This window comes from Desulfosporosinus sp. FKA (assembly GCF_002196785.1).
Lineage (GTDB): Bacteria > Bacillota > Desulfitobacteriia > Desulfitobacteriales > Desulfitobacteriaceae > Desulfosporosinus > Desulfosporosinus acididurans.
On sequence record NZ_NAHZ01000034.1, the window covers coordinates 102590 to 125421 of the forward strand.

At 43.4% G+C, this 22832-nt stretch carries 15 protein-coding genes; all 15 read right to left on the minus strand.

The window, feature by feature from the left end:
• Nucleotide 1: 1 nt before the first annotated feature.
• The 15 genes from B5771_RS21705 to xdhB all read right to left on the minus strand — a co-directional run bounded on the left by B5771_RS21705 (nt 2) and on the right by xdhB (nt 22825).
• Nucleotides 2–1006, minus strand: coding sequence for an ornithine carbamoyltransferase (locus tag B5771_RS21705; protein ID WP_047811921.1), 1005 nt, complete (start codon nt 1004–1006; stop codon nt 2–4).
• An 87-nt stretch (nt 1007–1093) separates the two neighbouring features.
• Nucleotides 1094–2341 carry a YgeY family selenium metabolism-linked hydrolase gene (locus B5771_RS21710; protein WP_088189395.1) on the minus strand — a complete coding sequence of 416 codons (1248 nt, stop codon included), beginning with the start codon at nt 2339–2341 and terminating at the stop codon, nt 1094–1096.
• A 329-nt stretch (nt 2342–2670) separates the two neighbouring features.
• On the minus strand, nt 2671–4434 hold the full coding sequence (locus B5771_RS21720) for a sigma 54-interacting transcriptional regulator (protein ID WP_088189397.1): 1764 nt from the start codon (nt 4432–4434) through the stop codon (nt 2671–2673).
• A 358-nt stretch (nt 4435–4792) separates the two neighbouring features.
• A complete protein-coding gene (dpaL, locus tag B5771_RS21725) occupies nt 4793–6016 on the minus strand; it encodes a diaminopropionate ammonia-lyase (protein ID WP_088189398.1) in 1224 nt (407 codons plus the stop codon).
• A 432-nt stretch (nt 6017–6448) separates the two neighbouring features.
• A complete protein-coding gene (locus B5771_RS21730; protein ID WP_088189399.1) occupies nt 6449–7249 on the minus strand; it encodes a transposase in 801 nt (266 codons plus the stop codon).
• 290 nt (nt 7250–7539) lie between these two features.
• Entirely contained in the window at nt 7540–8229 is a 690-nt protein-coding gene (locus B5771_RS21735; protein ID WP_088189400.1) for a spermine/spermidine synthase, read from the minus strand.
• A 968-nt stretch (nt 8230–9197) separates the two neighbouring features.
• Nucleotides 9198–10976 carry a sigma-70 family RNA polymerase sigma factor gene (locus B5771_RS21740; protein ID WP_172408341.1) on the minus strand — a complete coding sequence of 593 codons (1779 nt, stop codon included), beginning with the start codon at nt 10974–10976 and terminating at the stop codon, nt 9198–9200.
• 272 nt (nt 10977–11248) lie between these two features.
• Nucleotides 11249–12730, minus strand: coding sequence for a pyridoxal-phosphate dependent enzyme (locus B5771_RS21745; RefSeq protein ID WP_088189402.1), 1482 nt, complete (start codon nt 12728–12730; stop codon nt 11249–11251).
• 196 nt (nt 12731–12926) lie between these two features.
• Complete coding sequence (thrC, locus tag B5771_RS21750; RefSeq protein WP_088189403.1) at nt 12927–14156, minus strand: threonine synthase; 1230 nt, start codon at nt 14154–14156, stop codon at nt 12927–12929.
• Between the two features lie 10 nt (nt 14157–14166).
• Nucleotides 14167–15495: a putative aminohydrolase SsnA gene (ssnA, locus tag B5771_RS21755; RefSeq protein ID WP_088189404.1), complete on the minus strand. Its 1329-nt coding sequence runs from the start codon at nt 15493–15495 to the stop codon at nt 14167–14169.
• 161 nt (nt 15496–15656) lie between these two features.
• Nucleotides 15657–16850, minus strand: coding sequence for an NAD-dependent dihydropyrimidine dehydrogenase subunit PreA (preA, locus tag B5771_RS21760; protein WP_088189405.1), 1194 nt, complete (start codon nt 16848–16850; stop codon nt 15657–15659).
• Nucleotides 16851–16930: 80 nt separating this feature from the next.
• Nucleotides 16931–18283, minus strand: a complete 1353-nt coding sequence (locus tag B5771_RS21765) for a nucleobase:cation symporter-2 family protein (RefSeq protein ID WP_088189406.1) — start codon at nt 18281–18283, stop codon at nt 16931–16933.
• Nucleotides 18284–18358: 75 nt separating this feature from the next.
• Nucleotides 18359–21418 carry a putative selenate reductase subunit YgfK gene (gene ygfK / locus B5771_RS21770; RefSeq protein WP_088189407.1) on the minus strand — a complete coding sequence of 1020 codons (3060 nt, stop codon included), beginning with the start codon at nt 21416–21418 and terminating at the stop codon, nt 18359–18361.
• A gap of 2 nt (nt 21419–21420) precedes the next feature.
• Nucleotides 21421–21951, minus strand: a complete 531-nt coding sequence (xdhC, locus tag B5771_RS21775; RefSeq protein WP_088189408.1) for a xanthine dehydrogenase subunit XdhC — start codon at nt 21949–21951, stop codon at nt 21421–21423.
• Nucleotides 21944–22825 (minus strand): xanthine dehydrogenase FAD-binding subunit XdhB, encoded by an 882-nt coding sequence (xdhB, locus tag B5771_RS21780; protein ID WP_088189720.1) that lies wholly within the window; start codon nt 22823–22825, stop codon nt 21944–21946. The genes xdhC and xdhB overlap by 8 nt, the downstream gene beginning before the upstream one ends.
• Nucleotides 22826–22832 lie beyond the last annotated feature (7 nt).

Below are 22832 nucleotides of genomic sequence, written 5' to 3' on the forward strand. Positions count from 1 at the left end.
TTTATTTTCCACCTACCAATAGAGTCATCACTGCTTTAGCAGTATGCAAGCGGTTTTCAGCCGCATCATAAACAATGGAATGAGGTCCGTCAATAACCGAATCTTCAACTTCGTTATTGCGATCAGCCGGCAGAGCATGCATATACATCACATCTTTACTGGCTGTAGCCATTTTAGCTTCTGTACATTTCCAGCTCTTATTAGCAATTAAAGCATCATCAATCACTTTGCTGGCACCGGTTTCGGTAGCTCCTGTTTGGTCTGTAACCCAGTTTCCCCAACTCTTAGGGATAACGATATCGGCATCTTTGTAGGCTGCTGCCTCATCATGGGTAATCGTCAGAGTGCCTCCGTGCTTCTCAGCGTTGGCTCTGGCTTGATCAATAACCCAGTCAGGAAGTTCCCAGCCCTCGGGATAAGCCAACCAAACATCCATACCATAACGAGGGAAGAGCAACACTTGAGTAACCGGTACAGAGATAGGTTTTTTATGACTTTCAGCATAAGCCCAAATGATGGAGATTTTTTTGCGGCGTAAATCAGGAAGTTTTTCTTTAATGGTCATTAGGTCAGCCAAACCTTGGAAAGGATGGTAAAGGTCGCACTGCAAATTCATAATAGGTACCGATGACCAACGAGCCATCTCATTTAAATAGGCATTTCCTCTGCCCCAGTTGCAGTAGCGGCAGGCGATCATATGCCCGAAGCGTGAAAGAATGATAGCGGTATCTTTGGCTGTTTCGCCGTGAGCAACCTGCATCGTGCTGGAATCGAGGAAACCTGCATGACCGCCTAATTGAGCCATCCCTGCTTCCATGGAGTTTCTGGTTCGGGTCGATTGTTCAAAGAACATTAAAAAACCGGTTTTGTTCGTAAGATAAGGTGTATCTTCACCCATGGCAAATTTCCGCTTCAGCTCCATCGAGACTTCGAGCATTGTGTCGATTTCTTCTTTGGTAAAATCCTCTAAATTGATGAAATGACGTCCTCTGAATACTGTTTGCATTGTATTGGTTCCTCCTACTAGTTAATTCTTTAAGAACAGTAAATGTGTTAAAATTCCTTGTCCATTTTGCAGTCGTTCAAAGAGAGCTTACAGCTTTACTAAATTTTCCGTAGCGCTTGGCATGAGATCGACATACTTTTGGACATATAAACTTGGAATGACTGCATACATAGCGGCACAATCCACGAGTTCCTTTTTCCAGGTGCGCTCATTGGGCGCATGAGCTTGATCCTCATGACCGGGTCCAAAACCAATGCAAGGAATTCCATAACGACCCATGATGGAAACACCGTTTGTGGAGAAGGTCCACTTATCCACAACGGGGTCCTTGCCAAACAGTCCTTTGTAGGCCTCTTCTAAGGTCGTGCTTACCGGATGCCCGGCCTCTATCAACCAGGTTGGAAAATACGCCTCGGTAGGATAAACGAGATTCGTATAAGACGGCCTTTCATAAGTGTACATACTGACTTCGGCATTGGCCGCTTTGACGGAAGGAAGATTTCTTATTTGTTGAAGCGCGAATTCCCAGGATTCTCCGGCTGTTAAACGACGGTCGACTGAAATCCAGCAGCTGTCAGCCACGGCACAGCGTGATGGCGACGTGTGGAAAATCTCTGAAACCGTTAAACTGCCTTTACCTAAGAAAGGATGATCCGTCAAATTTTCATGTAAACTGCGAAGTTCCGTCAGAATCGGGGCCATTTTATAAATAGCATTATCTCCTCGTTCAGGTGCAGAACCATGGCAGCTAACGCCTTTCGTCATCACTTTAATTTCCATTCGTCCCCGATGCCCGCGATAAATTTTGCCATCCGTGGGTTCAGTTATGACCACAAATTCGGGGACAACTTTATCTTCATTAATAATATATTGCCAGCATAAGCCATCGCAGTCTTCTTCTTGCACAGACCCGACAACCACTAATGTATATTCATCTTCTAAACCGAGATCTTTAATAATCTTGCCGGCATAAACCATGGAAACCATACCGCCGGTTTGGTCCGATGCACCGCGGCCGATTATAATCTCTTCATCTTCGTACCCTTGATAGGGATCATATTTCCAAAGTCCCGGATCGCCGACTCCCACGGTATCAATATGAGCATCCATGGCTATAAGATGTTTACCATGACCAATATACCCAAGAACATTTCCCATAGGATCAATATCTACTCGCTCAAACCCTACTTTAAGCATTTCTTCTTTGATTCGCAGTATGACGTCCTTTTCAGCACAACTCTCGCTTGGTATGGCGATGAGATCACGTAAGAAACGGCTCATTTCAGGTTCATACTTTTTAGCCAATTCCAGAACTTTTGCAAAATCGGTATCCAAAATAAATTCCCCTTTCACTACGTTTGGATTATGGATTGCGTTTTTCGATCGTCATAGGTATTATGATCGTTCCCTTATTGATTAATGCAAGATTCATGCCATTTCCAGACACCTTGTTCCTTTATGTTTTAGGGCTCTAAGCAGTTTGAATTTAGGGAATAACATAGATTTATTCATTGTAATCTCAAATTGAGACTCAATATTTATTGAAATAAACGTTAGAAATTTCTCGACGAGTGCCACAGGCAGAATTGAAGTCTCTAATCTCATTTTGAGACATTCGTCAAGTTTTGATACAGGAAAATTCCTCGTTATCTTCACCATCATACCTAAAAAAAGGTTTTATTTTCTCCAATTTGATACTCTTTTATCTTTCGGTAAAGGGTAGCCCGGCTTATCCCAAGCATATTGGCAGCATCTTCTTTATGTCCCTCGGTTTCGGCAAGGGTCAGGGCTTTCGTAATTGCCTCTCGCTCAAGCTGTTTTAAGTTCAAAGAGCTGCTTTTAGGCTCCGATTTAAGGCCATCTCTAATACGTTGGGGTAGATTGTCCAAAGTAATATAGTCTCCTACAACCATCGTTACGCAGTATTCGATGACGTTGCCTAATTCCCGAACATTACCCGGCCAAGGATAATGAGTTAATTTTACCATTACCTCAGGTGTTAGACCTTTAACCGCTTTTTCTGTAACGGACGAATAATAATCCAAATAGAATTGAACGAGAACAGGAATATCTTCCTGACGCTCACGCAAGGGAGGAATCATTAAAGGAATAACATTGAGCCGATAATACAGATCTTCGCGAAATTCGCCGGTCTTCACCATCTCTTCAAGATCACGGTGGGTTGCGGCAATCACTCGAACATCTAAAGGAATCGAACGTGTACTGCCAATACGTTCAACTCGGCGCTCCTGTAAAACTCTTAAAATCTTAACCTGTAAATGCAGAGGCATGTCGCCAATTTCGTCCAGAAAGATTGTTCCATTATGAGCCAGTTCAAATTTTCCCATCTTACCGCCCCGCCGTGCACCGGTGAAGGAGCCCTCTTCATAACCGAAGAGTTCACTTTCCAATAAGTTTTCAGGAATTGCCCCACAGTTAATCGCTATAAAAGCATGACCTTTACGATTGCTGCTCTGATGAATAGCCCGGGCCAGCAATTCTTTACCTGTCCCGCTTTCTCCTTGAATTAATAGCGTAGCCTTGCTGGGGGCAACATGCAAAGCCATGGTTTTAAGCTCATTCATTTTAGCCGAATTGCCGATAATCTGGGAAAAATGGGTTTCAATTTCACTCACAGTGGCCTCTTTAACTAACTTTTTAATCTGCTGAATATCTCTAAGGGTAATAACGGCACCTTCAATGTCTTCATTGTTCTTAATGGGAACAACATCGCAATAAAGCTGAGTAGCTACCCGTTTCCCTCGAATTGGACCAGAAAACTGTTCCCCTCTTTCCACAGCCAGCCATAGCTTTTTATCATCCAATAACTGATAGAGCTCCAATTCTTGGTTCGCTTCAATATCCAGCAGCTTTCTGGCATGAGTGTTAAAATGGGTTACTTTCTTCTGATCGTTAATTAATAAAATGCCGTCAGGCAATAGATTAAGCACTGTCAGCAACTGACTTGTCAGAAGCTCTCGTTCACGGTTTTGGTGACTTTCCACCACTTTGCCGACAAGAAGCTCAGACATCTTTTCCAGGAAGCTCAAAAGCGATTGTTTATTATCCATCAAGCGCTTCGTCTGTTCTTCATCAAAGCTTACCAGGCCTATCACACCAATAATTTGATCATCAGCGCGAATAGGAATCGCGACTTCGGCCAACTCAAGGCAATTCCCTCGGCAAGTACACGGCTTACAAAGCTCATTGTAACCAGGATTATCAATAATTACCGGCTCGCCGGTTTTCATAACATGACGATAAACAAAGCCATCGTTCATTGGACTGCCGGAGCGAATCTTATATTTGCCCGTTCCGGCAACCCTAATTAAATCGGCGTCGGCAATTTCAACCTCGATTTTTAAAGCCGCAGCAATAGCATCTGCGGTCTGCTGTACTGTTGTTTTTATGTCACTTAGGTGATACATCTTAGCACCTCAATAATAATTCACTACCTGATTACATTATATACAACTCTTAGTCTCATTTCGAGACTCGAAGTCCATTTGCGGCAAAATTTAAAAAACAAAAGCGGTAAACTCGTTCAGCCAAAGCTGAACATCGAGGTTTCGGTAACGAAATGTCCTGTAGACACTTTCGCCAAAAGCGCCTAAACCATAACAAATTTATCACGTTGAAGGGATGGACTCTTCCCCCCACCGAAGCAAGGTAAGGGAATCACTCCCACTTAAGAAGTGGGAGTCTTACGATTAGATAAAGAAGGGAGCACGCTTGATCTCAACGTGCTCCACATATTCAAACACCACTCGATAAATAATTGCTGCTTTAGCGGCCTGTTGACGGCAATTCTCCATCCCAAACAATGCTTAGATATTTATAAGGATCCGTATTTCCTTCCGTGTTAAAGATGAGAATTTGTGATTGGTCATTGATATTTAACTGCTCTCGGGCTGCTTTAAAGGCCTTATCCCTTAAAAAGGAGCCTAAGAGCCCTGCCGTCACTGCTCCGGATTCTCCGGATATAACCCTTGGATCTCCTAGCAACGGATTAGCCAAAACTCTCATTCCTCGGGCAGCAACCCAGTCCGGAGAAGAGACAAACATCTGACTGTAGTCTCTGAGAATATTCCAGCCTATAAGATTCGGTTCGCCGCAAGCCAATCCGGCCATAATTGTCGACATATCTCCGCCGACGACCCGTGGCCTGCCATCTCCGGCAAGAGCAGACTTATATAAACAATCGGCTTTATTAGCTTCAACCACTACTGTCTTAGGGCGATCCTCCTGAAAGAGTGAAGCGAAATACCCCTGCACCGATCCGGCCAAGGCCCCCACACCGGCCTGCACAAAGATATGAGTCGGTTTCTCTACGCCAAGATTATTGAGTTCTTCCAGCGCTTCAGCCGACATAGTACCATAGCCCTGCATAATCCACGAGGGAATTTCTTCATAACCTTCCCAGGAAGTATCCTGCACAACCACCCAGCCATTTTTTTCTGCTTCCTCAGCAGTCATGCGAACGGCATCATCATAATTCAAGTCTGTAATCGAAGCTTCTGCGCCCTCTTCCCTGATTTTATCCAAACGAAACTGGGACGATCCTTTCGGCATATACACAACTGATTTTTGTCCTAGTTGGCGGGCAGTCCAGGCTATACCCCGGCCATGATTACCATCCGTCGTTGTGGCAAAGGTTATATCACCTAATTGTTCTTTAACTTCCGGGGAAGTTAGAACTTGATAAGGAAGCTCACTGATGTCTTTATGGAGTCGTTGGGCAAGATATCTCCCAATAGCATAGGAACCCCCTAAAGCCTTAAAGGCATTCAGCCCAAAGCGAAAAGATTCATCCTTGACATAAATGCCTTTCACCCCATAATTTGAGGCCAATCTATTTAACGCCCGCAGAGGTGTAGGCTGATAATCAGGGAATGTCTCATGAAATCGTCTCGCTTTATCAATTTCATCTTTACTGAAAAGTTTGGTGGAAGAACCTTTGCCATAAGTTTTTAACATGTTATTTTGAATCCATTTAATTTCGTCACTCACGATAATCGCTCCTATTCCAAAATTACTATCGAAAACAATTTCTTGTTGAAGCCCTTAGATTTTATCTCCCCCTAAATTGAATTGTTCTCACTAAAATCAAGGAATATTTCATGCAATTATCGTGCCACCTTTAACGTGTCAGGGGGACGGTCCTTTTGACACGCTTTGATAACATGCTATTGCCGTTAATAATTTTTTTCTGCGATAAATTTTAATTTCTGCATGGATTAATATTTCCAATGGGGTAAATCTGGAGATATACCTCTAGAACTAAACTATTTTTTTACCGAAATTAATATCATTACAAAATCTAAATATAGCAAAGAACCAGAACCAATCTTATGTATTAAAAACGAAAATGACGATCCGCTTAATTTATCAAACTGATCGTCCCAATCTACTAACTTTTAAACTGATTCAAAGGCAAACTCTTTAAGACCTAACTCTCTCAACCATTCCTCTATTAATTCCGAGCAATTTGGCAATAGAAACCACCGATAGATTTGTGTTGGTTCGTAAATTTCTTATTACTGAAGTTCTAAAATTTTTGTCCGTTTTAATCATGTCTAAACTCATTTCTGACCAATTCTGGTTCAGGTAGTTATGCAGATATACTTTACCATCCTGGATAGTTCGAATTGTACCCTCACCTTCATTGTCGTCCATATGGAGATTAGTATCCTTATTATTTTCGTTTGAGAATCTAATAAACTCATCGATTGCATCCTTTTGATCTTCGGCAAACATTTTTAGGATATATAGAACATCCACAATCGTTGACCCTTCCCTGTTCCAGTCTAAGTACCATTGGTAACTGCTCCACTGATACTGTTCGGCACGTTGTACTAAAAAGGCCTTTTGCGGATTCTGGTGAATATAGCGAATAACTGCTAATAGAGACCTGTCATTTTCAATTACCTCACTTCTATAGCGGCCCTGAAATACATGCCCTACACGACCATACTTTTTGTTGAAATGCATCGCATAGCTGGTTGCAATTCCTTTCAGTGAAATTGAAACGTCATTGTTTGTATCTTTTAGTGCTAAATGAACATGATTATCCATAAGGCAATAAGCATACAAAATCAGCTTATTGTCAGTTTGCTTTTTATTAACAATATTAATAAATCTTTGACGATCTTCATCATCTAAGAATATATTTTTGCGTTCGTTCCCTCTGAGCATAATATGATAACATCCAGAATTACTATATCTCCGCTGTAATCTGGTCATTTAGATTCCCCCTATCATCCCCTTTCCGTTCAGCATATCCACTATTTACCATGATGTCAATAAGTGTCAGGTGTGTCAGGGGGACGGTCCTTTCAACACACAACATTCACTGTTTTAACAGAATATCAAATTCAAAAAGGGGTTTTTGAGCCGCTATTTTATCCAACCCTTACTTATCGCTTTATATTTAACTAATACGATGTACTTAAAGTGAATTACCGTGATAACAAGACGAAACATTTTTGCTATCATCAAAGCGGTTAGCACTTACCTAACTCTATTCGCGTCCCTTATATCTGCATCAGGTGCGCATAGTTTGTTTTTTTATCGTAATTTAGCCCAAGATAAATGTAATCTGGTTCCCCATGCTTACTTTCAACTTGATATTCCTTTACATTACTAAAATAGTTCTTTAAGCGATTATGAAAATTCTCTGATGCTGAGGAACTCCAAAACGAGACTACTCCATATGGATTAAGAATCTTAGAAAGTGCATAAAGTCCTTTTTCCGTGTATAAACGACAATTAGATTCCATGACGGTCCACTCAGGACCGTTATCAATATCTATGCAAATGATATCAAATTTGTCTTCATTAGAATCCAGCCAGGTTAGTAAGTCCTCTTGTATAATCCGAATCCGAGGATCTTTTAAATAATTACCCATTAGCGGAGAAAAGTAAGTATAATTCCATTCAATAATCTTAGTTTCAAGTTCAAGAACTACAATTTCCTTAACTTGAGTTTCGCCAAGCATTTCATGAAGAGAATAACCAACACCTAAACCTGCAACTAAAACTTTTTGGGGATTGGATGAGAATCTTAAAGCCAGGGAAACTAATTTACGTTCAGAATCGCCATTATATGTTGACATTAAGAATACTCCATTACTTATTATCTCATAATCCTGATTACGTTTTTGTAACTGTACTTCTCCTCTTTGGGTTAAGCAGCGTTCTATTACCGTAATATTATCTTGCACAAATACAGTCTCCTTAATTTTCATTATTTATCTTAAATATCGAAACACCAAATTCCGCAACAGAAATTCCCGCTATGCTAAATCCCAAAATCTTGGCAAGCCATTAAGCCCAGTCGTAATAGAACTGGCAGCACCTATATTTGCTTTCTTAAACCACACTCGAAAGATATGCAAACGGGCAGATGCATAAACAAGCCATATATCCCTTACGTAAAGCCAATAAAAAACCGAGGGCCAAAACGGAGCTTCCATTCAGTTTTCATGAGCCCATTGTTTACTGATTCAAGAATAAAATTTAAAGTTGCCTGAGCATCCCCGTTGTTATGTCATTTCCTCCAGGCTCCTTCGCCAAAAGCGCCAGAATACGAATACGTGTTGGATCAGACAATCAAAAATTCGATTTAGCTGCAATAGTTTACCACTCCTTTTCAACGATCTCTAAAAACACACTATTTTAAGATTTCTGTATATATAGCAAAATGAGATTCGATACGAGTCTAATTAGATTATAATCTAATTAGACTCGTAGTCAAGTTTCAACAGCCACAAACAAAATTCCAAGTATAGAAAAGAACTAGATACAATCTTTTGTTCTCAAAACTAAAAGGACGATCTGTTTAATTTATCAAAACGATCGTCCTAATTAACTGCCTTTTGAACTCGATTCAGAGTAAAATTTATAAATTTTTAAGTCCTAACTCTCTCAACCATCCCTCTATTAATTTCGAGCAGTTTGGCAATACAAACCACCGATAGATTTGTATTAGTTCAAAAATTTCTTATTGGTTTTATTCGTTCCCTCTGAACATATGATAACATCCAGTATTACTATGTCTCCGTGGTAAATCTGGTTATTAAGATTCTCCCTTTCATCCCCTTTTCATGGAATTTGAATGAAATGATAGAGTGTTAAAGGGGCATCCCTGACGTCTTTTCTTGATTTAGCATTTGAAAAAGCCATTATTCACTCAATTATCACAATGAAGTTCTTTGATGTTATCCATTAACTCTTCTTTACTCCCATTACATGATGCAGAAAAATACTGTCCTTGATATTCCCAAGTAATCATGTTCATAACCGAGCCAAAATTAAACTCGCGAAATACTCCTTTAACTTCACTTCCCTCAAACGTAAAATACATAACCTCACCAGATTCTTGAGAAGGATTATTCGTTTGAGGAGTTTTTCCTTGGGTAAGTGTTAAATAGGCTATTGGTTCTCCTTTCTTCTTATAAAGGCTCACTACCGCTTCTTGCTTATCGGAAAAATGAACCCATTGGTGTTTGACGCTGAGATTTTTAGTTTGAAAATAATACATTGGACATGACAAACGCCGGCTTGCTTCTTCAAGCGAAATCTCTATGAATGGATGAATCTCTTCGCTCTCTTCTTCATCAATCTTAACCCCTTCAGGAATCTCTAATTCAAAATAAAAGTCTGGAATACCCTGATTTAATTTCAATTCTTTGACGAGTGTTCTGAGTATAAGCTTTCCTTCTGAATTATAACGTTCTGTTACTAAGAGCATCCAGGAAACCTTATCCAGCCATACATGAGTATTCATGTCCTTCATATTATCTACTTTTTCCATAAATTGAATGTGCAAAGCTGGACGGCCTTCAACGTACTCCGTCCCTAATACTTTGCAATTCTTATCTGCGGCCAATTTCTTCAGAGCATCAAGGTAATCTGGTCCCATTTGCTTACTTATCTCTTGACTAAACTTTAATCTTCTCGCCTTTTGACTCGATTTTGTCCAACATAACATTTCCTGCCCGCGGATGGTCGTAATCGTTTCATCAACCATTGGATTGGAAGACTCAATTCGAAGTTGTCCGGGTCTCTTAAACCAAATATGAGAAGAATTCGTGCTAGGTCCTGTTTCTTTAAAATAAGTTTGTTCTTGCACCATTTCATAATTTTGGATCTGATCATTTAGTTTCTGAGCTTTCTCCGCAATCTCTTGGGAGGAAAGAGTAAGTCGTCCTGTTAGGGAATGAAGCAACGTTAAAAAGTTTTTATGCCTGGACAACTCCTTTGACCACTCAGAATTATTTGACCATTGTTTTTCAAAATCCGCCCTCTCTTCTGAGGGCATTGTACCTTCCAAATAGTCATAAAATTGATCCCTTGTGGGCCAATTATTTTGTTCAGTACTCACGATCCAACTCTCCTTGTCATCGTTATTCTCCAAAGCGCAGCGATTCTTGACCGTTTCCGCTCCTAACCAATCTCGAAGCTCCTTTCGCAAACGTTCTCTAGCACGAAATAGACGGGATTTAACCGTTCCCAATGGCAATCCATATTCTTTTGCCGTATCGTTAAGAGATTTGCCCCACACATCTACCTCGATGAAAACTTGTTGTTGTTCAAAAGGTAACATCTGAAGAACACGAAAAAGTTCAACTTTCAACGTTACGCGTTCATCAGGGGCAGCGCATTGATCAACTAGAAGCTCGGCATTTAAGCCTTCTGTTTCTTTCTGCCTGATTCTGAGAATTAAATACACCTCATTCATCAGAACTCTGCGGAACCATGCCTTGAAAGCTTCCGGTGTCTCTAACGTCGGGAGAAACTTAAAAACTTTAATCAGAGCATTTTGCAAAGCGTCTTCTGCGAGATCCTGATCACGAAGCAGCATCTTTGCTTGACTTAGAGCTGAGGGATAAACATTGCGCAGAAGAGACTCCCACGCTTCTTTATTGCCGCTTTGTACATCCCTAACAAATTCTGAGACCTGATCCAAAACCTTGTTTCTCTCCCTTCGTCCTGAGTTCATTCTTAAGATGCTTTTATCGTTTAAAAAGTTCCATTCTTTTTTAAAAAAATTGGTGATAAATATCTTCTCGATAATATCACCAAAACTATACTATGAAAATTAATGTCTCTCCAAAAACATATTAGGTAGCGTTTTGCAAACGTGTTAGAAGGACCGTCCCACCAACACACTAACACAAAGGACGGTCCCATCAACACGGAAAGCGTGTTGATGGGACCGTCCCCCTGACACGGCAGATGTTACTCTGCCAGGCCGGTTCTGGCGTTAAACTGTTCAATAAGTTTGTCTAATTCCGGTCCCATCTGATGGAGTCTGCCCCAGTAATTGTCATAATCGTACCATTGGGCATTTAGTTCGTCTAAATCATACATTTGTTGTTCAATCCAAGTGTAATACTTCAGATTGTGAATGCGTTTTTTGCTTTGATAGGTTAATTCCTCCATGCTGTCTGTTCTGACACCTAAGACATTGCGGTTATGGTCGATGGCAGCATGAATCAGGCTGTATTCTTGACCTCTTTCTTCTTCCATCTCTTTCAAGCGGGATTGATACATTTCAGCCGAATCGGTAAGGACGGTCATGACAATATCGTCCTCTGTCAGCTCATAGTATTTAGCAAATTTAATCGCCGATAAAATATTAGCTGCTCCGGAAATTCCGACCCATGGGAGTTTTGCTATAACGTCTTCGGCAATACCTTGCTCTTTCAAATAGGTTTGTCCTGCTGCTTCATTAAAGAGTCGGAACATTCCCAAGCTATCATTGTCATCGATGGCAATCACCATATCGGTGTTCTTAACATTATGAATCCAAGGAATATGTTTGTCACCGATCCCTTCGATTCTATGATCACCGAAACCATTATTTAACAATGTTGGACATTGCAAAGCTTCCCCGACGGCTAATTTGGCTTTGGGATATTGGTCTTTCAAGTAATCGCCGCAGCCCAAAGTACCTGCTGACCCAGAGGTTAAGCATACTCCGGCAAGTCTTCCCTTAGGACCGGCTTCGGCTTTGATAATCTCCTGCATAGCATTGCCGGTTACTTCATAGTGCCAAAGATGATTGCCTAGTTCTCCAAACTGATTGAAAATCACGACGTTATCGCGGGTTCTTTTCAACTCCCAAGTTTTATCATAAATTTCCTTAACATTGCTTTCACAACCGGGAGTGGCAATAATTTCACCCGCCACTGTTTTCAGCCATTCAAAACGCTCTTTACTCATGTTCTCAGGTAAAATGGCAATCGATTTACAGCCCAGCAAGGCCGAATTATAAGCACCGCCGCGGCAATAATTGCCTGTTGAGGGCCAGACAGCCTCATGATATTTAGGATTAAATTGGCCGGTTACCAAGCGCGGGACTAAACAGGCAAAGCTTGCCCCAACCTTATGGGCACCTGTCGGAAAATACTTGCCTGCCATGGCAATAATTCTTGCTTTAACACCGGAAATAGCAGAGGGGATTTCAAGATAGTTCGGCAAAGAATTATAAAGCCCGCCTTCTTTAACCGGCTCATTTTTCCAGGAAATTCGAAACAGATTAATGGAATCAACATCCCATAAACCAGTCTTTTTCAATTTTTCCTTCACTTTTGCAGGAACTTTATTGGGATCTTTCATTTGAGCCAGCGTTGGAATTAAAATATCTCGTTCTTTAACACTCTGGGCCGTTTTTGCGAGCTGTTCTTCATTAATCGTTAAATCAATTAAGTCTTTCATAGCCTTTCCTCCTTTATGATAACGAATGAACTCGTTCAGCTAAAGCTGAACATCGGGTCTTTGGTTACACACTTTCGCCGAGGGCACCTGCCCCTAACAAATTTTATCGCGCTGAAAGGATGGACTCTACCCCCACAGAAGCAAGGTATGGGCCCCCCCACTTGAAGAAGTGGAAGTCTGTTCTCTAACGCTCGACCTATAATTTCCCCATCAATTCGTCCAGGGACGGCTTCACTTTTATCGGTTCACCCACTGCAGCAATGGCATTTTTGACATCTTTAAGGCCATTACCTGTCACTATGGCCACAACCTTTTCATCGGCCCCTATGACTCCTTTTTTAACTAAGGCCTTAAGTCCTGCCATTCCAGTTACCCCTGCCGGTTCGCCGAAAATCCCGCTGGTTCTGCCCAGCTCTCGCATGGCTTCCAGGATTTCCTCATCGGGCACTGCGATCATCGTCCCCCCCGATTCGCACACAGCACGCAAAGCCTTGTCCGGATTACGCGGCACACCTACAGCGATACTGTCCGCTAATGTGTTTTCCTCCGCCGGCTGCCAAGGGCGATTTTCTAAGAAGGCATCGACGAGGGGGCAGCATCCCGTTGATTGAACCCCGACAATCTTGGGCAAGCGCTCGATCCAGCCAGCTTGATAGAGATCTTTAAAGCCCTTCCAAACTCCGGCGATCGTGCATCCGTCACCGACAGAAAGCACAACCCAATCAGGAACCTCCCAGTGAAACTGCTCGGCAATTTCCAGAGCCACTGTTTTTTTGCCTTCCACAAGATAGGGATTTATGGCAGCATTGCGGTTGTACCAGCCGAAACGCTCAATAGCTTCTGCAGATAATCTGAAGGTGTCCTCATAAGAGCCCTGAACACTGATAACCTTGGCACCGAAAATTAACAATTGCGCCACTTTTCCCTGGGGAGCGCGGCTGGGCACAAAAATAACACTTTTCAGTCCCATGGCAGCTGCACTTCCTGCCAAAGATGAGGCTGCATTTCCCGTCGAAGAGCAGGAAACCGTTGGCGCCTTTTCCTCCACGGCTTTGACAACGGCAATAATTGAAGCGCGGTCCTTTAAAGACGCTGTAGGGTTTTGCCCGTCATCTTTAATATACAAATTACTCATGCCTAACTGCTTGCCAAGTCCCGGCGGTTTATACAATGGACTCCAGCCTACTCTCAGATGGGGCCGCGGAGTTTCCGGACGGATTGGAAGAAACGGCAGATAACGAAAGATTGAGTAATCTTTCGATTGCGATAATTTTTCCCGTGACGTCACCCTATTGATCGCTGAATAGTCATAGATGACATCCATAATCCCAGCTTTCGAACCACAGGCCGGGCAAGTATACACTCCCGGTTCCGGGGCTAATTCTTTACCACATTGAATACAGCGCAATCCCAATACATTTTCCATCTCAGTCACCTCAAATCCTATTCCAAATGGCTTGGGCCAGTTCACGGGAACGAGCACAGATCGCTTCTTCATCAATATCAACGAGTACCCTGTCCAGCATTCGCACTCTGCCGTTAATCACCGTTGTTTCCACTTGATGACCGGAAACACCGAAAAGAAGATGTCCGCTCCAATTCGTCTCGTTCAAAGGCGTTGCGGGAATATAATCAACAACAATGACATCTGCCCAGGCTCCTGGGGTCAGTTCGCCAAACGTTCCGCCAAATAAATCGGAAGCAATCAGAGGATTATTGCCATATAGCATCTGGGGAACTTCTGCCCAGGCCACGCTGGGATCTGCAGCGGCATGTTTTTGCAGAACATTTTCTACTTTTGCGCTTTCAAACATATCACAGGTATACCCATCTGTTCCCAAGCCGACTCTAACACCCTTAGCCAACATTTTAATTACCGGTGTTACGCCAACTGCATTTCCCATGTTGGACTCAGGATTATGGACAACTTGAGTCTTTGAAGCTTTTAGGAGTTCTATTTCCCGATCATTGACATGGACACAATGTGCCGCTATAGATTTAGGTCCAAGGATTCCAAATTTCTCAAAACGCTCGACTACCCTCATCCCGTGATTCGTTAAGCAATTGTCAACATCTTCGATACCCTCGGCCACATGAACATGAAATCCTGCTCCCAGTTTTTTCGCTTCATCACTGCACTGCTGCAACGTTTTGTCTGATAAGGTCAAAGAAGCGTGAAGCCCAAACAATCCGGCAGCCATGGCATCGGGAGTCGCTTGACAGGCTTTAATAAAGTCAACATTCTCCCTAATTCCTTCTTGGGCAATAGACTCACCGTCACGGTCCGAAACCTCATAGCAAAAAGCGGCACGTACTCCCATCTCTTTAGCGGCCTTAGCTAAGGTTGACAGGCTGCCTGTTACCGCATTTGGGCTGGCATGGTGGTCAACAATCGTGGTTGTACCCGTTTTAATACACTCAATAAGCGGCGTCAGAGCGCTGTAGTAAACATCCTCCATCGTCAGCAATTTGTCCAGTTTCCACCAAAGTCCTTCCAGGATATCACAAAAATTGCGCGGTGGTTTGCTTTTAGCATCCATCCCCCGAGCAAATGTACTATAAAGATGCATATGAGTATTAATCAATCCCGGCATAATTAACTTCCCACGAGCATCAATAAACCGGGCTTCAGGAAAACGTGTCTGCAGCTCTGGAGAAGACCCAACTTCGATAATCTTGCTGTCTTGAATCAGCACCCCGCCTTGAGGAATAACCTGGTTGCTCTTGCCTAAGGTTAATACCATCCCATTCCCAATGATAAGCATTACTTAACTCATCCTCCCTTTAATAGTTTCCTCAGTTGATCCAATCGTAAGGATCCCACCTCTCCAAGTGGGAGTGGTTCCCGAGTTCACTTTAGATATGATTAATTTAGATATGATTAATTTAGATATGATTAATTAGATTTATCTATCCTATCTGGAGATTAACGCTCTCCCATTAACCTGGTTAGCGAAATCGCCTGACTTGAACACATTGCCTGGCAAAGCCCACAGCCAATACATCGCCTTATATCAACCTCCGGAAACCCCTCTGTCCAAAAAACAGCATCATGCCCCCCGGTTCGGCAGACATCATAACAATCACCACACTGATTGCAGCAGTCCGCCTTAATATATGAAACTACTTGTATCCCTCTCGGAAGATGGGAGTGCCCCACAAGATACGGCAGCGAACGCCCAATCACATCTGTTAGGCTCTGAAAGGACTTTTCCTCCATCCACCCTTGCAATCCTATAATTAATTCATCAATAATTCCAACGCCAAAGCGTAAAACAGCCGTACAGAGCTGCAAAGAACTTGCTCCCAGCAGAAGAAATTCTGCACCATCCTGCCAGGTAGTAATTCCACCGCTCGCTGCAATGTCGAGATTTAACTTCTGCGCAATTTCCGCAGTACATCTCAAGGCAATGGGCTTTAGGGCCGGTCCGGAAAGTCCCCCGTATGTAGAAAGCCCAGCAATATTTGGAGTGGGAATCAGGGTATCCAAATCTACTCCAGAAATGCTTTTCAAGGTATTTAAGGCACAGACACCCTCTGCTCCGCTGCGTTCAACTGCCGCAGCAGTAGCAATAATATCCGAGTCTTGCGCCGATAACTTGACAACAACAGGAACCTTCCCCGCCGCTTCCTTAACCCAGCCTGCGATTTCTTCCGTGCTGGCCGGCTCTTGAATTTTCGCACCCAGTCCCCAATCAGCGCCATGGGGGAAAAAAATACTGCATTCCAATAAGTCCGCTCCCGCCGCCGCCATACGGTGAGCCAGCATTTGCCAGTCACCCTTATTGTTGGCAATAATGCTTGGTATCACAGCCTTAAACGGAAAGCGTTTTTTTAAATAACGAATAGTTTGTTCAATCTGTTCGACGGAATGTTCTGAGATTAAATCAATATTCTGGAGGCCCATAAAACCTTTAAGATGTTCCATCTTCATGACTAAAGGAAAGACACGCCTGACTACGCTGGAGTCAATACTGACAGTCTTTAAAACAGCACCTGCCCAACCTGCTTCAAAGGCCTTAATTAACTGGTCGACTTGATCGGTACTTGGAGAAGGAGCCAAAACAAAGGGGTTTTCAAGTTGAAATCCGCAATAATCCACTGATAAATCAACTGACATTTTTTAATTCCCCTTTTAACACCCATTATTCGAGATCATTATAACGTGGGAAAGAAGCAGCTTCTTTCCCACGCAATGTCCTAAGCGTTCATTCCTGCATTATCGGCCAATTCCTTTTGGGCCTCTTCTCCGCCTTTGCTGCCGTTAAACAGGGCATTGAGGATAACAGCCGCTATGGAACCTAGGGTAATACCACTGTGCAAAATAGTCTGACTCCAATCAGGAAATAGCTTGAAGAAATTCGCGTCAACAACTGGAATTACACCCAAACCTATACTAATGGCAACAATAAAAATGTTGTTAGGATTTTTATCGTAGTCTACTTTCGACAACGTTTTAATTCCATTTGCAGCCACAATTCCAAACATGGCGATACCGGCACCACCAAGTACGGCATTTGGCAGGGAAGCAATAATCGTCGCCAATTTAGGGAAGAAACCCATAACCACTAAAATTGCGCCTGAAGTGGCTACTACGAAACGACTTTTAACTCCAGTCAGGCCGACAAGACCAACGTTCTGAGCAAAGGCGGTATAAGGGAAGGCATTTAAAATCCCGCCGAGGGCCGTAGCCAGCCCGTCTGCCCGTAACCCGGCCGTTAATTCCTTCTCGCCAATCGGTTTATCAACCATCACTCCAATTGCTAAGAAATCTCCCGTCGACTCTACCATAACCACTAACATAACAATAATCATGGCAATGATAGAGCCAAGATCAAACTTCGGCATCCCAAAAGCAAACGGATAATCGATACCGAGCCAAGCAGCAGAGGAAACTCCTGAAAAGTTCACAAGCCCTACCGGCATGGCGATAATAAGACCGATAATTAATCCCAGAAGGACTGAGATGTGAGCAACGAACCCCCGGAAAAACTTATTGATTAAAAGGATAGCGATAAGAACTATACTCGCAACCCCAATATACGTCATACTTCCATAATGAGGATCTCCCGTGCCGCCGGCTGCCCAGGCAATACCTACAGGCAACAAGGAAATGCCAATAACCGTAATAACGCTTCCTGTAACAATAGGCGGGAAAAATCGAATCAACTTACTAAAGAAAGGTGCTAAAAGAAAGGTACAGATACCGGCTATAATAATTGATCCGTAGATCGTCTCCATGCCGCCTGTTTTGGCCATAATAATCATCGGAGTCACAGCAGCGAAGGTCACACCTTGGATAACAGGAATTTTAATTCCAATTTTCCAAATTCCCAACGTTTGCAGCAAGGTGGCAATCCCACAAGTAAACAGATCTGCGTTAATTAAAAAAGCAGTTTGAGCTTTAGTTAACCCAGCGGCTCCGGCAATAATCAAGGGCACCGCTACCGCCCCGGCATACATCGCCAGTACATGCTGCAAGCCAAACACAAAAAGTTTAGCTGCTGGCATCATTTCGTCAACAGGCGCTACAGAATGTTGTGTGTTAGCCATTTTTTTCCTCCCGGTTGTTTTTTTATATAAAGAGGTCCAACAAATTGTTCGACCCCTTTATATATGTCCCTAAAACTAAACTTTATACAGATAGGAATATTGCCGAATAACTGTCCAAATAAAGGCTGCAAGGGAGCTATCAATAGGAGCATCAGTACGCCCGGTTTGATCAAAAGCCACTTCCATGACTTCTCCCTTCAGGCGAAGTTTAACGATAGGCTCATCCCCATCTCTAAGGATTACAAAGCCAGTATTCAAGGAATCTGCAAATTCCTTTTCACTCCAATATAATGTCATCTTCACTTTATACGGTGCATCATCATAAGGACAGAAGGTCTCACAATTGCCGCACTCATTACACATACCATCAACATGGAGAATTTGATTACGATTCGTCAGCCCTTCACCCTCCACCGGAATCATTAAATTGGCCCGGTTCGGACATACCTCGGAACAAATATTGCAGATATAATTGCATTCCAGGCAGCGTCCTGTTTCTTCTTCTCCATCAGAGACCGGCTGCAGAACTGCTTTTTTAGTCCGTACTTCAAGCAATTGTTTTTCCTTAGCGAAGGAAATCCTGGAAGCGAATTCTTGACTAAATTCCAGATGTTCTTTGGCAAGGATCGCCTTAGCAATTTTCGTACCATGAGAAATAGCGCCAACCACAGTCCAAGGACCAGCTAGAGCATCCCCACCGATAAAGACATTGTCAACATTCGTTTCCAATGTCTCTTCATTAACCTTGATTTTCCCCTTTGCTCCGACGTCAATCCCATTCGTCCTCAGGAGGTCATAATCGATCAGCTCGCCGATTGCCGACAAGACCGTGTCAACCGAAAGCTCTTTATAAATCCCTTCCCGCGGAACCGGGCTCCGCCGTCCGGAAGCATCAGCCGGCCCTAACTCCATAACTTGGCACTTAAGAACCCCGCCGCTTAAAGACACCGGAGCCAGAAGCTCCTTAAAGATCACGCCATCCTTTTGAGCATAGGCCAATTCCTCCTCGTCAGCAGGCATGTAATCTTTCGTCCGACGATAGACGATGAAGACTTCTTCGACTCCCTGAACCCGAAGGGCTGCTCGTGCAGCGTCCATAGCCGAATTTCCGCCTCCGACCACAGCCACCCTCTTGCCAAGATTCAACCCTTGGCGATCCGTATTAAAGGCTTCCAGGAAAGGAATAGCTCCGCGGACACGCTCCATATCGCCTTGGATCGCTAAAGCATTTGTTCTTCCGGCTCCTATGGCTAAAACGACGTAATTAAACCCTTGTGCCTTATAATCAGCCACCGAAACATTCGGGTTGACTCCAAATTTAAACTTAACCCCCATCGACTCAATAAGTTCGATATCCTTCTTAATCGCCTCTCTGGATATGCGAAAATCCGGAATGATAAATTCGACTGTTCCTCCAGCCTTTTCCCGCTTATCAAAGACGGTGACATCCATCCCTGCCTTGGCTAAAAAGTAAGCTGCCGAAAGTCCTGCCGGTCCCGCACCGATCACAGCAGCACTGGCCTTTGACTGCGGTTGGCGTTGGGAAACCTTTTGCATATAATCCGCATAACCTTTTTCAGCTGCTACAAGTTTCTGGCCTCGAATGTGCACCGATTCATCGTAGTCCAGGCGAGTGCACTTCGTCATACAGGTGTGTGTACAAATCGTTCCTGTCGTAAAAGGCAGCGGATTTTTCGAGACAATAACGTCAAAGGCTTCCTCATAACGTTTTTCGCCGACCAGGCGCAAGTACTCAGGAACATCTTGTTCGATAGGACATCCCTTTTCACAAGGTGCAATAAAACAATCTAAAAGCGGCAATTTGAGAGCAGTTTTCCTGCTCAGCATATCCCGAGATTCCTTAATATGATTGGCATCATCAAAAGCGCTTTCCGCCAAGGCTTTAAGCTTCTTCATATCTAAGCGGCTTGACCCTTGATTATCCAAAAGCGGTTCCAGAAGTTCAGCTAATTGTTGGAACCGTTGGTAACCACCTGGTTTGAGCAGTGTTGTGGCTACAGTTATGGGGCGAATCCCTGCAGCAAAGATACGCTCAATATTAAAAGCATCCGCACCGCCGGAATAGGAAATTTTAAGCTCCCCGTCAAACTCAGCCGCAAGTTTATAAGCCAAATTAATTGTTAAAGGATAGAGCGCGCGGCCGGACATATACATTTCTTCTCCCGGCAGCTCATCCCGAGTTATCCTCACCGGCAGAGTATTCGATAGTTTAACGCCGAAGTCTTTCTTATTATCCGCAGCAAAAGCTATCAGCCGCTTTAACATTTCTACACCGTCGGCAAATTGCAAATCATGAGTAAATGAAGCTTCTTTTAATTGAATATAGTCATACCCCATCTTGTCAAATACATCGCGAACATAGTTATAGCCTAATAACGTAGGATTCATTTTAACAAAGGTATGGAGTTTCTTTTCGCTCATTAGATAACGAATAATCGCCTCGATTTCGGTTGGCGGGCAGCCGTGCATCGTCGATAGGGTGATAGAGTTGCATATCTGCGGAGAGATCTGATCCACAAAGGTGCGGTCCACATGTTGGAAAAGCCCTAATTCTTCCCGCAAAACGTCTTGACATTCCTGGAAGATCTTCGTTTTTGCTGCATCTTTTAATCCTTCAATGAATTCATCAACTTTTGGAGACTGAATACCCTTCAAGTCATAGCCAACGCTCATATTGAACATAAAGCGCCGCTCAGATTGTTTAAAGAACTCTTTTTGAATAACATGCAGGATAAACCAAGCTTTCACATATTCTGCAAAAGCACCCATAATCGGAAGCTCTGTTGACCATTCTGTATTATAGCACTCGTCTTCGGCAGCAATACAAGGCTTGGCAATTTCCAACTCATCCATAATTTGAACCGATTTCAGCTCGAAGAAACGACTTCCGCTCATATAGGAAGCAATGATGTTTTGAGCCAATTGAGAGTGCGGTCCTGCCGCCGGTCCGACAGGAGTAGCAATGGCTTCCCCAAACAACTCCATATAACGATCGTTTGATTTTTTGAAGAATTTCTCTTCCGGAATACCAAATACCATCCCGCTGTGCTGATATTCCTCCATAACCCAAAGAAGCAATTGTCGAAAAGGAATCAGAGCCATTTTATCGCTCATAATTATTGTCTCTCCTTAAGTTGTTCTTGTTGCTGCTTGTAATGAGGGCTGTCCACACAGGTACAAATGTGTCCTTCCAAGGACTTCTCCGCTGCCTTTAGAATATTCTGATACCCTGTACAGCGGCATAAATGCCCCGAAAGTTCCCTCTTAACTTCCTCACGAGTGTAGTCTTTACCACTTTCTGTCATAGCTGTAGTAGTCAGGATAAGTCCGGGCGTGCAAAAACCGCACTGAACAGCCCCTTCCTCAACAAAAGCTTTCTGAACCTTGGAAAGTTCCCCGTTTTTAGCGGCTACCCCTTCGATCGTTGTGATCGCTTTACCATCCGCCCAAACGGCTAAATAAATGCAAGAGTCATAAGGAGTCCCATCAATTAAAACACTGCAGGCCCCGCATTCGCCAACACTGCACCCTTGTTTAGCGCCGGTATACCCCAGCTGATTCCGCAAAAGTTCCAGCAGAGACATTCGGACATCAACTTCCAAGGTATAAGATTTCCCATTAACCGTAAATGATATCCTTTTAAACAAGATTTACACCTCCCGCCCTCACAATAGCCGTCTGTAAAGCCCTTTGCGTCAATTCCTCCACCAAATGTTCGCGATACTCTTTAGAAGCTCTCCAGGAAGTTCGGGCCTTGGCTGATTTCACAGCCAGTTTACCGATTTCCCCAATTGTTTCCAGGGAAATTTTCTTCCCACGGGCAAACTCTTCCGCTTCCACACAGCGCAAAGGCGTCGGCCCTGCGACTCCCAGCCCGATACGAATCTCACTAAAGTTACCGGAATCCAACTTACAAAGGACAGCAACGCCAAGTGTGGCAATATCCATAGCCTCCCGCATAGCAAATTTAATATACTGTCCTCCAAACCCCTGATAATCCTCCGGATAGATAAGGATATCTGTAAGAACTTCTCCGGGCTTTAAGTCGACCTTGCCGGGTCCAAGATAGAATTCCCGAATGGGAATCACCCGTTCCCCTTGGAGGTTCTGCAATTTCAAGTGAGCATTAAGGGCAAACAAGGATGAGGCGCTGTCGGCTGAGGTTGCCCCATTGCAGACATTTCCGCCGATAGTAGCAATATTCCTGATCTGCGGCCCCCCCATAGAGATCGCCGCTTCTGTAAGAATAGGAACATGCTTCTTCATGATTAGATCATTGAATACGTTAGTAAACGTTGCCATCGGGCCAACAGCAATCGTCCCATTCTCCAATTTACGAATATCCCTCAACTCTTGGATCTTGCGAATGCTTAACAACTCGGCGTCTTCCAGCTGCCCGCCATGCATCTTTACAAGCACATCCGTACCACCGGCAATAATTTTCAGCTTTGGATTCGCCCTAAGAAGTTCTGTTGCTTCGCGAACTGTTTCCGCCTCGTAGTATCCTCTAATGTCGTACATCATTTCA